Genomic DNA, 12,979 nt, shown 5'->3' with positions numbered 1-12,979 from the left:
CGGATGCTACGCAGCGGCAGGACGGCGATGCAGCACGGCCGGTCGGTCGACGGCGAGATGGTGGCGGCGATCGCCGCCTGACTTACTATGTCGGCCCCGGGGCGGCGTGGCCGAGTGGTTTAGGCACGGGCCTGCAAAGCCTGTTACAGCGGTTCGATTCCGCTCGCCGCCTCCAAGGCGTTCGTGCTGGTCACGCGCGGTGCACAGGGCTTTGGCTCGCTCCGCTCGCCGGAGGTCCATCCCGCGCCCATCCCGCGCTCTACTTGATCGTGATGACCTCGGCGATGGCGGTGGCCACGGTCGTAGGCGGCGGGACCTCATCGCCGTACTCCCGCATGATCTCGAGGTGGTGGACGATCGCCTAACGCATCAGCGCTTCCACCTCGGCGAAGCTGCTGCCGGCGGCGATACACCCCGGCAACTCTGGCGCGTAGGCGGAGAACGAGTCGCCCTCTCCTATGATGATGCCGTAGCCGGTCATCGTGATCCGTTCAGGCTTGCTTGTCGCAGGGCGCTCGCAAGCGTGCCGGGCTTGACTGTCTCGCTGAGGTTACCGGCGACCATGACGGCGCCGAACTTCCACGGGTGCCAGTACTCACGCTGGCTGCCGGACTGTCGCACCAGTTGCCAACCGTCCCTCTCGACCATTCGGATGAGATCGTGGACCTTCATGGCTCGGGGATCGCCTCGTCGAGGTAGGCGGCGATCTCGCGGTCGCGTTGCTCGGTGGCGTGTTGGTAGATGAGTGCGGCTCGCGGTGAGGCGTGGCCGATGCGGGCCATCAGCTCCTTCGTGGTGATGCCGGGCATGCGCGCCGTCAGCGTGGCTGCGTGGTGGCGGAGGTCGTGGATGCGGAGGCCCTCGGGCGCGCCCGCTGCCATCCGGGCCGCTTGCCACTCCTTCGAGAGCAGGGCCCGCGTGATCGGCTCGCCTCGTGGGCCCCTGAACAGCACGCCGGCCTCACCAGGCTGTCCGTAGTTCGCGAGGTGCTTCTCGAGCGCCTCGATGACGACCTTCGGCAGGCTGACGGTCCGCTGGCCGGCCTCGGACTTCGGTCCGGTCACGACGCGGCCCTGACCGACGACCTGCTGCGCCTGGACGAGCACCGTAAGCCGGGCGTTCTCGAGGTCGAGGTCGCAGCGACGGAGGCCGAGCAGCTCGCCGGTCCGCAGGCCGACGAACCCGGCGAGGAGCACGAGCGCCCGCAGGCGCGCGTTGATCGAATCCGCGAGCTTGAAGACGAGCGCTGCGTCGATCATCGGCCGCTCGTCCGCCCGCTCGCTGCCACCACCGCGGATACGGCGCGGATTGCGGCCGATCAGCTCGTCATCGACAGCCGTGTTGAGGATCGCTCGGAGCAGCCGGTAGCTCTTCGCGGCTTGGTCACGACCCGCGGTGACGGTGACCTTGGCGTACCAATCGCGAACGACGGACGGCGTGATGCGAGCCAGCTCGTACTCGCCGATCGTCGTCTCGATGTTGCGGCCGAGCAGCCAGACGTAGCCCTGCTTCGTCGTCGGCGCGAGCGGCTTGCCCTTCACGAGCCTCGTCTCGAGCCACCGATCGGCGAAGTCGGTCAGCCTCTCGCGCCCGCGACGGGGATCAGCGATCGGTCCCGTGAGCCTCTCGGCCTCGATCTGGCGGACCCGGTTGTCGGCGTCCTGGCGCCGCTTGAACGCCTCCTCGACGGCTCGACCACCGGCGCGGTAGCGGACGTCGTAGCGAGCCTCTCCGGCCGCTGTGAGGCGCTTCGAGATCGAAGCCATCCGTCAGTCCCTCGTGAGGTCAATGAAGGGCAGCGGTGGCTGCGAAGCGGTCCTCTGGCGAGGTGCTGACCGAATCGTACGACGAGGCGGTGACACCAACCCGTCGACATACCGGTGGACTGCTACGAGCGGGACTCGCGCCGAGCGGCCGATGTGGACGACCTGGAGCTCTCCGCCGGCGATCAGTTCGTACGCCGTCGTCCGGCCGACGCCCAGCATCGCCGCCGCCTCGACGACCGTCAGTAGCAACGGCTCACCCTTCACGACATGCCGCGCATGACCCATCGAGAACCCACGTACGGTCGCGACTCCAAAGTCGCGACGCGCTCTTAGGATCCGCGATCAGCACCGCTCGTAGACCCACACAGACTTGCCGTTAACGCAATGCGCTAACGGCGGAGGCGCGCTCGCTTGCAGGAGCAACACCGGACCGCAGTTCTGCCGCGCCTGCTGCTCGCCTTCGGCCTAGGCCAACTCCCACAGGGAGGCGGCCTCCACACCAGCGGCGTCGAGGCCAATGGAAGGTGGCCAGGTGATAGGCAAACGAGTCGGCGGCCAGATCCCGATGAGCGCGCTTTCCGCCTCGGCCACGGTGCGAACGGGCGGCCCTTGCATTGGCAGGCAGAACACGATCACCAACTGACCGAGAATCGCGTTGAACGGGAGGAACTCCAATGTCCCGGGAGGCGCAGTGCCCGGGCCGGCGTACCGAAAACCTTGGCGGGTCTTCGGGAGTACACCTGGTGATGAGTAGATGCCAAGTAGCACGCGACTTCCCGGCGGTGGGTTGCCGCTTCGGCGAAATGCCTGGTACACCGCCAGATCCGGGTGCGGGGGATGTGCAAGCGCGTTCATTAGGGCGGTCTTGGTAACCCACCGACCGATGAGTTCCTGGTCCACCCACGTGAGCCTCTGCGCCACGCCATCCAGCAGTGGGAGCAGCACCGGCTTGACGGGAGCCTCGAACCTCTCACCCATCCACGTGTTGCATGGCTGGCCCACCCTCACGGTGATCTTGAACGGCACCGGCGCATTGAACGGCGCGCCCGATGCCAGCGTCCCCGTGAATGCCGCCCCAGGCGCCACTGATGTCGCATGTCGCCGCACCCACTGCGGCAGGACATCTTCAATGTTCATCGTTTCGGTCTGACCGCAGACCGGGCATACGCCAGTGGCCACGCCGCCGACAGTACGGACTCGCCGGCGCATGCAAGGCACCGATTGCGCGATCGAAAGCGTTGGGCGGCGTTCTATCCCGCGTCCATCCCGCGGTCGCAGTCGTCCGCTGGTGTTCGCCGCTGTTCGCAGACCCTCTGTGACCAGCAGGTTCGTTCTGTCGAGGTCCGCCAGGACCCGGCGGAACGAACCTGCAAAGGCCTGTTACAGCGGTTCGATTCCGCTCGACGCCTCGAAGACGTAGCTCGTGGCCCCATCGCGCTACGACTGCATCTTGGCGATCGCCGTGGCGACCGTCGTCGGCGGCGGAGTCGGGTTGCCGTCGATCGTCATTCCTTCGAGGTGGAACTCGAGGCCTCGCGCATGAGGTTCTGGACCTCGGCGACGCTCTTGCCCGTCACGACGCACCCGGCGAGCTCCGGGGCGTAGGCCGAGAAGGCGTCGCCCTCTGGGGTGCTCGTGGCAGGCGTGGCCTCGGCGGGCGCCTCCTCCGCCGTCCGGCTACGGAGAGAGAGCTCGTCCTCCGGATGGCGGAGGCCCGCCCCCCGATGCTGCCTGCGACGGCGAGGTCCCCGGCTACCGAGCGGTGCTTCTCAATCATGAAACCGAAGCTGCCGATAGCAGGGGGGAGCGGGACGAGAACTTCAACGTGTGGAGATGAGAGCGATGGGTCAACGCGGGCGCACGCCCTGGCGCCGCCATGGAGTCGAACGAGGCGCGGCACTGGTCGAGTTCGCCCTCATCCTGCCGGTCTTCATGATCCTGGTGCTGGGGACCTTCACCGGCGCCATCGCATACAACCAGAAGCTCGATCTCGCCCACGCCGCCAACGAAGGCGCGCGGTATGGCGGAACGCTGCCGCAAAACCAGACAACGTTCACCTCGCCCGCCACCAACTGGGCCACGGCGGTCCAACAAGTGGTGGTCGAGCGCTCGTCCGGTGATCTCTCCGCCTCACAGGTGTGCGTGGCCCTGGTGGACGGCAGCCCACCCGCCGCAGTCGACGCCAGCCACCAGGTCAACCTGCCTGCCGGCCAGTCCAACTGCTACGACGACGGCAGTGGTGATACCGGCAAGCGCGTCCAGGTCACCGTGGCGCGTCCGGGGACGCTCGAGGCGCTGGTGTTCACCATGAACCTCAATCTTTCGGCCCGGGCTGTGGCGAAGTTCGAGTCGGACACCTGAGCGAGACGAGGCCAGACGTGTCGCGACTGCTGCTCAGGCCACGCAACGAGAACGGCGCCTTCATGGTGATGTGGGCACTGCTGTTGGTGGCGCTGCTCACCATGGTGGGCCTCGTCATCGACCTCGGCCAGCTGCGGTCGAACGTGCGGGCCGATCAGAGTGCCGCGGATCTTGCCGCGCTGGCCGCGGGCCCGCAGTTGGGCGACGCGGTTGCCGGCATCAGCGGACGCACGGTGGCCGGCGCGTGCGCGGATGCGTTCACCTACCTGCAGACCAACACCCCCGACCTGCCCGCCGCCGCGTCGGCCGACTGCACCCCCTTGGGCACCGCCCTCGCATGCGACCCCCTGAACCCGACACCCCATGATGCGCTGATGGCCAACACCGGGCCGTACACCATCGTGATCCGGTATCCGGTTCCGGCCAGCCAGATCGCGGATCCCCACGCATCTCGCTCCGCCACCACCGACGGCCAACCCTGTGAGCGCATGATGGTTCTGGTGACGCGCACGACGCCCACCTTCTTCGGGCGCATCGCGGGCCTTTCCTCCCTCACCGGCACCCGCCTGGCGGTCGTCCGTGCCATCCGCAGCTTCAACAACCAGCAGGTGGCGGCGCTCATCGTCCTCGAGCGCTTCGACTGCCAGGCCCTCCAGACCAGCGGCTCGGGCAATGTGCTGGTCAAGAAGTTCGACGACGCCCATCCCGGCATCATCCACGCCGACAGCGCGGGCCTCACCTCGAGCCCCGGGAGCTGCAGCGGCTCGGGCGCCAGCAACTACGTCATCTACGGCGGCCAGATCCCCAACGGGTCCGGCTCCACTCGCCCGGGCCAGCCCAGCATTCTTGCCCAAGGGGTGGGGACACCCGCCTGCCCCAACACCGCGGGCACCTACTTTCGGGGGTTGTTGGACCTCGCCTACGTGGGCACCGGCCACGACGCCGCCACCGTGGACAACGGGGTGTGCCCGGGCCCAGTCACCGCCGGTTCGGTCACGTCGCGCAAGCCGTTCGACGATCGCTACAACGCCGCTCCGACCAACTCGGGGATCAACGCACTCCGCAGCGCGTCCAACGCCCTCTTCGCGCTCGTGACCAACGTGGCCACGCTCAGGGGAGCGGGCTATGGCTACACGGTCTTCCCGGACGACTTCGCGGGGGCGTCGTGCACGATGAACGCGCCGCTCACGGTCAACCAGGCCAAAGTGTTCATCAACTGCGACGATCTGAACCCCAAGAGCCTCACGTTCACGGGTACGACGTTCCTGACCAAGGGGACCATCAGCGTTGGCGCGAACAGCGCGGTCGCGTTCCCGAACGCCACCGAGCTCCTGGTCAACGGGTGCGGGTCGCTCACCTGTGCCGCGGGCGTGAGTGCGAATGGATCGTTCTTGGTGAACACCGGCGCGGCCGCGACCTGCGCGCTGCGTGCCGGCTCCGTTGTCACACCCAGCCACCTCGTGATCAAGAGCGGGCCGTTCACTTCCGGTTCGAACGGCACCGTGCGGCTGTGCCAGACCTTCGTGTACATGTCCGGTCTCGCGTCCCCGGTCCAGAACGCCTCGGGCTCACCCGCGGGCTGCGTCGTCGCCCAACCCTGTCCGGCAGTGTCGAGCCCCGCCTACACCGGGTATCTCGGATTGCAGGGCCTGAACACGGACTGGACGTCGCCCAACCAGGGCACGGCGCCGCCCGACACCTCCAACCCCTATGAGGATCTGGCGTTCTGGACCGAGGCGGGCAATGCCGGCACGAGTCAGTCCCCGCCCAACTCGAAAATCGGCTCCAACGGCTCGGCCTCGACCGCGGGCGTGTATTTCATGCCCAACGCCCTGTTCACCTTCGCCGGGAACACGACCATCGCCCAGAACCTGAACGCCCAGTTCGTCTCGCGGCGGCTCAACCTCGCAGGCCAGGGCGACCTGATCATGTTGCCCAATCCCAACGACGCGGTGCCGATCCCAGTGGGCAACTTCGGGCTCATCCGATGAGATCGCCGCGAGCTCGGCGAGCAGAAGGTCTCTTCCTCGGTAACGCCGAAGCGGGCAAGGCCTTCCCAGATGGCCTGGTTCAGCGCGGTGTGCCCAGGTTGGTCCAGGCGCGACCGAACCAGCGCTGGATGCGGCTGGACCCGAACACCTCTTTGTCCAAGGCGATGGCGTGAGACGGGGCGTCGAAGGTCCCCGTCGGCGGTCGCCCACTCACGAACATGACGTCGACCCGCGCGACCTCGTCGTGCCCGAACTCGAGGTAGCACAGGCCGTGACCGTCGTACTCCGAGGAGCCGTCTTCGCCGCGGATGATCGCCGCGATGCGCTCCGCGGCCACCGCGGCCTGTCCTTCGGCGAAGACGCCCGCCTTCGGTGTTCCGACGCTCGTTACGTCGCCGACAGCGAAGACTCCCGGGTACGAGGTCTCGAGCGTCATCGCGTCGACGGGGATCCATCCGTCGACGGTCATGCCCGATTCGGCCACCACCGTGGGCACGCGGTGCACAGGCACTCCGAGGAACAGGTCGTAGGGCATCTCGCTTCCGTCGGCGAACGTGGCGACGTTGCGAGCGGGGTCGAGCCCGCGCACGAGTCGTTCGGGGTACCAATCGACGCCCCGCTCCTCGAACGCGACGAGCAGCGCCTGCGAGGCTGCGGGTGACGGCGGGATGGGCACCGGCAACGGCATCACGAGCGCGATCTCCGAGCGTTCCCGCAGCCCGAGCCGCGTCAGGTGATCGTGCACCAGCAGAGCCGTCTCGCTCGGAGCGGGCGGACACTTGAAGGGCGTCGACGTCACGCCGACGATCACCCGACCACCGTCGAAGTCGGCCAACACGTCACGTAGCCCGAACGCCCCTTCGACCGTGTAGAACTCGTGACCTCCCTCGAGCAACCCGGGCGTGGCCTCCGGGTGAAGATCGGCGCCGAGGGCGACCACCAGGATGTCGGCGTCGAAGGTCCCCGCGTCGGTCTCGACGCGCTTGGCGACGGGATCGATCGCGGTCACCGTCGCCTGCACGAACTGAACACCTGGCTTGACGAGGTCGCGGTAGGGATGATGGACCGCATCGGGCCCGGTCCGACCGAACATGACGTCGAGCTTCGAGAACCCGAAGATGAACCCGTCGCTCTGATCGATCAACACGACGTCGGCTGCGTCTCCGAACTCGTCCGACAACCTGGTCGTGAGCTCCAACCCGCCAAACCCGGCTCCGAGGACGACAACGCGCATGGCGGGGACGATACGCGCGACTCGACCGTCCGCGCCGACCTACCCCTTCGGCACCCGGTCGACGCGTGCGGATGCCGGCGACCACACTGGTGCCATGTCGCTGCCGCGCGGGTCCCCACGGCGCTGGAGGGCCCACCTCGTGGGACTGACCGCGGTCGTCGGCGCCGCGTGCGCCGTCGCGGCGTGTGGCCCGCCCCCTCAGGTAGCGCCGCTCGAGCGTCGCCCCGTCCTCGACGCACTCGGCATCCCCCCGCTCGACCACGTCCGGCTCACGACGGTCTACGCCACGGGATTCGAGAAGGACTCCGACCTCGCCGGCTTCTATGTCACACCGCAGAGCGCGATGACCCGTCACGAGGTTCGAACCGGCAACGCGCATGCCGGGCAACGGGTCCACGTGGGCTGGCTCACGGGCGTCACCGGAACCGAACTCGTCGACGGTCCGAATCACCGCGGGTACCCGACGATCCAGTTGCAGAAAAGGCCGGTCGGCAAGTGCACGACGCCCTGTCTCATCGAGTTCTGGGCGCGGCTCGACGACGTGACGCTCCAGCGGGGTGAGTGGTTCAGCCTGGCGACGTTCTCGGCCGATGCGTCGGACGGGTGGACGCGGGTGGTCACGGTGAACGTCGGCTGGGAGGGTTGGCTGCATCTCTTCCACGTCCCCGACCAAGGGGTCGGTGATCGGGAGTTCCAGCGCACCGACCTTCCCTTCCCGCGCGGGAAATGGGTACGGATCACGACGTGGATGGATTTCGACCCCGACCACGGCGCGGCGGCGGTGTGGCAGGACGGCGTGCTCCTGTCGGCCGCGCACGTGAACGGCGGTGACGGCTCGCTTTACCAGATGCACTTCGGGCTCTACGCCCCTCCCTCGCTCACGAGCGGCACCGTGGCCAACGACGACATCGCGGTCTACCAGGCGAGGAAGACGCAAACCTGAGCGAGCCACTGCTCACCCGGCGTGGATGAGCAATCCGACGACGGCACCGAGGGCGATCATCCAGACCGGGTTGAGCTTCCATCGGACGAGCGTGATGGCAGCCGCCGCGGCGAGCAGCGCGGTGGGTAGGTCAACAATGGCATCGCGGCCGAGGAACCATGTGACGCCGGCCATCAACGCGACGGCGCCGGTGTTGAGGCCGTCGAGCGCCGCTGCGGTCGCGCCGGAGCGGCGCATGCGGGCGATGACGGGTTCGAGGGCGGCGACCATGAGGAACGATGGCAGGAAGATGCCGACGGTGGCGGCGACAGCGCCCGGGGTGCCGCCGAGGAGGTAGCCGACGAACGTGGCGGTCGTGAACAGCGGGCCGGGGGTGAACTGCCCGACCGCGATGGCGTCCAGCAGCTGGGTGTTGGTGAGCCAGCCCCGCGAGATCACGAGGTCGCGACGCAAGAACGCGAGCAGGACGTAGCCGCTGCCGAAGAGCAACGCTCCGATCTTGAAGAAGAGGGCGAAGATGCGCGGGATGTCGGCGTGCTCGGTGTGGACGCCGGCGACCGCCGGTGCAGCGATGAGTGCGACTGATGCGATGGTGTCGGGCCGAGGGGACCCGGATGCGAGCGCCGCCACGGCCGCCGCTGCGAGCAGCAGGACCGGCTCGTTGATGCCGGCCAGGTAGAGCGCCAGCACCGCCGCGGCGATCACCGCGAGGCTCGCGCTGCGGATCGCGGCCTGGCTCAGTCGGATCACGGCGATCGCGACAATGGCGACCACGACGGGCTTGATGCCGTCGAAGATGTCGCCGACCGCGGGGGTCGTGCCGTAGCGGCGATAGCAGACCGCCAGGATCCCGACGATCACGGCCGCGGGGCCGATGAACGCCACGCCGCAGACCACGAGCCCTGCCACTCCCGCGCGGCGGCGCCCCACGTGCATGGCGACCTCGGTCGACGTGGGACCGGGAATGACATTGCTCGCGCCGAGGAGATCGAGGAACTCGGTGTCGCTCAGCCAGCCGCGTCGCTCCACCAACTCTCGCCGCATCATGGCGATGTGGGAGGCGGGGCCCCCGAAGGCGGTGACGCTGAGCCACGCGAAAAGACGAGCGAGCGCAACGAGGTCCCGGCGCCGGTCCTGTCGCTTCGGCATCGGGCTATTGAACTGCGCTCATCGTCGGCGCGCGACGGAGAGGTCACTCGGAGCGGAGCACCTCGCTGGGCCGCAACTTCGCCGCCCGCCGGCCGGGCCAGATCGCGAGAACGTTGGCGGCGGCGATGGCGACCGGGACGACTGCGGCCACTGCCAACAGCTCGAAGGGCGACACATAGCGGAGCGGCACCTGGTCGGCGACCGCCTGCCAACCCGTTCTCCCGACCGCGAGGCCGAGCGGGACGCCGAGGAGGATCCCTGTGGCCGCGACTGCCGACCCCTGCGCGAAGAGGATCAGGCGAACGCCCCGACCGCTGACGCCGAGGGCACGCAGCACCGCGAACTCCCGGCGCCGGCGGCGGACCGATGTCGCGAGGACGTGGCCGAGCGCGGCGACGGCGAGGAGCGCGAGGAAGCCGGCGAGCAGCGACGGAAGCCTCCGTACGTTCCGCAGGTTGCTGAGCTCGACCGGCACCTGGCGGCCCTCGCCGCTCGCGATCGCGGGGTCGATCCGCTTGCTGAGGCGCCGGGTCGCAGCCCCGACGTCGACGGTGGCTCGGAAGCGCACCACCACCAGGCGCTCCAGCTCCACGCCCGCGGTGGAGGGCGGCGCGACCGCGTCGAGGGTCTGCGGCGTGAGCCACGCGCCCTCGTCGAACGCGGAGTGCACCTCGGAGGGGAAGAGCGCCTTCCCGACGATCCGGACGCGTTGGGGGGGACGGCCCACGACGATCGTGTCGCCGATCCCGACGTGCAGCTGCTGGGCCGTGGCGGGCCCGACCGCCGCCTCGTCGGCGCGCTGCGGTGCCCGCCCCGCAATCGTCACCAGCTGAATGGGTGGGTTGCCACCGCGCGACGGACGCACGGTCAGCGCCGGGACGCCGACCCCGGCGACGTCGACCGCAACGCGATCCGCCACCGCCACCGCCGCGACGTCGTGGTCGGTGCGGGCGCGGTCGATGAGCGGGCCGAGGTGGGCGAGATTGGCGTCGACCGGTCTGAGCGCGGCATCCCACGCCACGCCGGCCCGCTCCGGGTGACCGAGGGCGTCGGTGAGGCCGTGGTTGATCGTCATCGTCGCGACGACGCCGAGCACTCCGAACACGGCACCGACGAGGGCGGGGCCGGTGGGCACGCGGCGACGCCCCGACCCGCGGTGAAAGGCCATGGTGGTGCCGAGCCCGATCGCCACCGGGGCGGTGCGACGCACCCAGGCGAAGGCACCCGGGCGGATCGACCCGACCCGCAGGGCGCGGCTGCGACACGCGACCCAGGCAACCAGGGCGGTTCCACCCAGGGCGAGAGCTGCGAGTGCGACCTCGCCCAACCCGAGCACGAACCAGTCCGCGTGCATGCCACGAACGGGATCGATCCTCGCGCCCAACCCCAATGGGAACCACGCGGACGCGAGAAACGCGGTCACGAGCGCAACGACGGCGGCCATCCCTGCCGCCGGCAGATGGGCGCGCACTGCGGCCCCGGCGAGCTGAGCCCTCGTCATGCCGATGGCGCGCAATGCGGGTGCGTCGTCGCCGATCACCGCCGCCGACCGGCCGAGCGCCTGGCCCACGAGGACCAGCCCGGCGAGCACGACGACCGCGGCGAGCAGCAGCAGCGCGGTGCTCTCCACGTCGAGCGTGGTGGTCACCCGCCGGGCCACCGCGTGCTCGTCGAGCAGTGGCGTGCCCGGCGCCACATCGGTGTTCACGTGGCGCTGGAGCTCGGCGACGTCCGCCGCCCCACCGCGCAGTTGGATGTACGCGTTCTCGAGCACGGTCGCCCGAGCGCCATAGCGCGCCAGATAACCGGGCGACAGGATCGCCTGGCCGTCGGTGACGAACACGAACTGGGCGACGTTCCTCACGACTCCGACGACACGCAGCGAGGTCCGGGGGCCCGTCGGCGGTCCACCGTTCTCCTGCTGGGTGGGGCCGTACGCGTGGAACGGCACGACGTCGCCGAGGTGGGCGATCCCGGCGCGCTCGATGTTCTCGTCGATGACGACCTCGTCGCTCGCCTTCGGGTCGAACATGCGGCCCTTGACGACGAGCGGTCGGTCGACGTCGCCGGTCCAGGTGCCGTCGACCGACGCGAAGAGTACGCCCCCGGGGTCGCCACCGATCTCGCCGAACACGAGCGCCCAACGCGCGAGGGTCTCGATCTCGGGCCGGGCCCGCAGGCGCGTCCAGTCGGGGAGGATCTCGCCGACCTGGCTCGTGAACACGACCGCGTCACTCGCGTTGGTGCGAGCCCGCAGGCGGTCGAGCGCGGTGCTCGTCCGCCGGGCACCGGCAAACGCCGCGAACGCGAGCCCCGCAGTCACACCCGCGAGGAGCCCCAGCGCGACGAGCGACCGCCAGCGGTGGCGGACGTCGGCCCGGGCCCACATCGCGGAAACAGACGAGGGACCACGTCGAGCGCCCACCATCGCACCGTAAACCAGCGGTCCGGGCGCCCAACAGGGCGCCAGCGCACAAGCGGAAGTGGTGGTGCCACGACCTTGCGTGCGCGCGCGAATCCCGTCGGTCGCCTAGCCCACTCCGAGACGGACGAGCTGCTCGGCGGGAGCCGCGATCGACCGAAGGGCCTCGACGAGCAGCTCGGTCATCTCGGCTGCGGCCGGGCCCGGCGCCTGGTTGCGGACCTCGCGGTTCGCGTCGGCTTCGCAACGGTCGTAGAGCAGGTCGCCGCTGAACCTTCCCACCGCCCAGTACGGGAGGCGGTCGCCCGGGTCGAAGGGCTGACGGATCACCGGCACCTCGCTGTGCGGAGCCCGCTCGAGCCGAGCCCGGTGGTCGGGGCGGGGAAGGCGCACGTCGGGGAAGGCGCGCAACGGCATGACCGACCAACGGTTGGAGTACATCGACAGCGGCCGGTTCGTCTCGACCGGCGCCTTCGCGAACGTGCGGGTCGCGTCGGCCACGTGGACCTCGCGGCCCCACACGCCGCACAGTGCCCATTCGCGCACGCTGGTGGCGGTGCCGTCGAGCAGGGGCACGAGCGAGTGGCCGTGGGTGCGGTGCTCAGGCGTGACGCCGAAGACGTCGCACAGCGTCGCGTGGAGGTCGACGGTGGTGGTGAGCGCGTCGCAGGTGCCGGCTGCCGCGCCCGGCCACGCCATCAGGAGCGGGATGTGACCCATCTCGGGATACACCGGCACCTGCGGCTTTCCCCACATGCCCCGCTCACCGAGGTAATGGCCGTGGTCGGTGCAGAGGATGAACGCGGTGGTGCTCCAGGCGTCGTGGCGATCGAACACGTCGACGATCCGGCCCAGCCAGTGGTCGATCATCGCCAGCTTGGCTGCGTACTGCGACCGCAGGTGACGACCCTCGCGCTCGGTCAGCCCGGACTCGGCGTGGTTCCTCGCGTACGGCGGCCAGATGAGCCGCGCGCCCTCCCACTCCGGGTCATAGCGGCGACCCCACGGCTCGGGGGTGTCGAACGGCTCGTGAGAACTACTACACTTCTGACACATGAGTACCCAGGTAGGCGTCTACTGCAGAATCAGCCGGGACAGCGCTGGCGGGGGACT

The 12,979-nt window shown here is 69.3% G+C and carries 11 protein-coding genes, 1 tRNA gene and 1 pseudogene; 4 read left to right on the top strand and 9 right to left on the bottom strand.

Going from position 1 to position 12,979, the window contains the following annotated elements; genetic code table 11:
• Positions 1–100 precede the first annotated feature (100 nt).
• Positions 101–175 (top strand) — tRNA-Cys (locus E6G06_06620).
• Positions 176–477: 302 nt separating this feature from the next.
• On the opposite strand, the gene E6G06_06615 is transcribed toward E6G06_06620, so the two are convergent.
• The 5 genes and pseudogenes from E6G06_06615 to E6G06_06595 all read right to left on the bottom strand — a co-directional run bounded on the left by E6G06_06615 (position 478) and on the right by E6G06_06595 (position 3,388).
• Positions 478–672 (bottom strand): addiction module toxin, HicA family, encoded by a 195-nt coding sequence (locus E6G06_06615; protein TML92218.1) that lies wholly within the window; start codon positions 670–672, stop codon positions 478–480.
• Positions 669–1,766 (bottom strand): site-specific integrase, encoded by a 1,098-nt coding sequence (locus E6G06_06610; GenBank protein TML92217.1) that lies wholly within the window; start codon positions 1,764–1,766, stop codon positions 669–671. Before E6G06_06610 ends, E6G06_06615 begins: the two co-directional genes overlap by 4 nt.
• A 3-nt stretch (positions 1,767–1,769) precedes the next feature.
• On the bottom strand, positions 1,770–2,051 hold the full coding sequence (locus E6G06_06605) for a helix-turn-helix domain-containing protein (protein ID TML92216.1): 282 nt from the start codon (positions 2,049–2,051) through the stop codon (positions 1,770–1,772).
• A gap of 180 nt (positions 2,052–2,231) precedes the next feature.
• Positions 2,232–2,945, bottom strand: a complete 714-nt coding sequence (locus tag E6G06_06600; protein ID TML92215.1) for a hypothetical protein — start codon at positions 2,943–2,945, stop codon at positions 2,232–2,234.
• Positions 2,946–3,203: 258 nt separating this feature from the next.
• Positions 3,204–3,388: pseudogene (locus E6G06_06595) on the bottom strand (type II toxin-antitoxin system HicB family antitoxin).
• A gap of 211 nt (positions 3,389–3,599) precedes the next feature.
• Here E6G06_06595 and E6G06_06590 point away from each other — a divergent pair.
• Together E6G06_06590 and E6G06_06585 are read left to right on the top strand one after the other, a co-directional pair.
• Positions 3,600–4,127 carry a pilus assembly protein gene (locus tag E6G06_06590; GenBank protein TML92214.1) on the top strand — a complete coding sequence of 176 codons (528 nt, stop codon included), beginning with the start codon at positions 3,600–3,602 and terminating at the stop codon, positions 4,125–4,127.
• A gap of 17 nt (positions 4,128–4,144) precedes the next feature.
• A complete protein-coding gene (locus E6G06_06585; GenBank protein TML92213.1) occupies positions 4,145–6,118 on the top strand; it encodes a hypothetical protein in 1,974 nt (657 codons plus the stop codon).
• Positions 6,119–6,197: 79 nt separating this feature from the next.
• On the opposite strand, the gene E6G06_06580 is transcribed toward E6G06_06585, so the two are convergent.
• On the bottom strand, positions 6,198–7,352 hold the full coding sequence (locus tag E6G06_06580; GenBank protein ID TML92212.1) for an NAD(P)/FAD-dependent oxidoreductase: 1,155 nt from the start codon (positions 7,350–7,352) through the stop codon (positions 6,198–6,200).
• A 94-nt stretch (positions 7,353–7,446) separates the two neighbouring features.
• On the opposite strand from E6G06_06580, the gene E6G06_06575 reads away from it, so the two are divergent.
• On the top strand, positions 7,447–8,295 hold the full coding sequence (locus E6G06_06575) for a polysaccharide lyase (GenBank protein TML92211.1): 849 nt from the start codon (positions 7,447–7,449) through the stop codon (positions 8,293–8,295).
• A 12-nt stretch (positions 8,296–8,307) separates the two neighbouring features.
• Here the strand turns inward: E6G06_06575 and chrA are convergent, their stop codons facing one another.
• The 3 genes from chrA to E6G06_06560 form a co-directional block, all read right to left on the bottom strand.
• Positions 8,308–9,444: a chromate efflux transporter gene (gene chrA, locus E6G06_06570; protein ID TML92210.1), complete on the bottom strand. Its 1,137-nt coding sequence runs from the start codon at positions 9,442–9,444 to the stop codon at positions 8,308–8,310.
• A gap of 43 nt (positions 9,445–9,487) precedes the next feature.
• Positions 9,488–11,872, bottom strand: coding sequence for an FtsX-like permease family protein (locus E6G06_06565; GenBank protein TML92209.1), 2,385 nt, complete (start codon positions 11,870–11,872; stop codon positions 9,488–9,490).
• Between the two features lie 102 nt (positions 11,873–11,974).
• Complete coding sequence (locus E6G06_06560) at positions 11,975–12,922, bottom strand: hypothetical protein (GenBank protein ID TML92208.1); 948 nt, start codon at positions 12,920–12,922, stop codon at positions 11,975–11,977.
• Positions 12,923–12,979 lie beyond the last annotated feature (57 nt).

Source organism: Actinomycetota bacterium, assembly GCA_005888325.1.
In the GTDB taxonomy this organism is placed as follows: domain Bacteria; phylum Actinomycetota; class Acidimicrobiia; order Acidimicrobiales; family AC-14; genus AC-14.
Note: the sequence above shows the minus strand (reverse complement) of the source record. Positions and strands in the feature narration are given on the sequence as shown.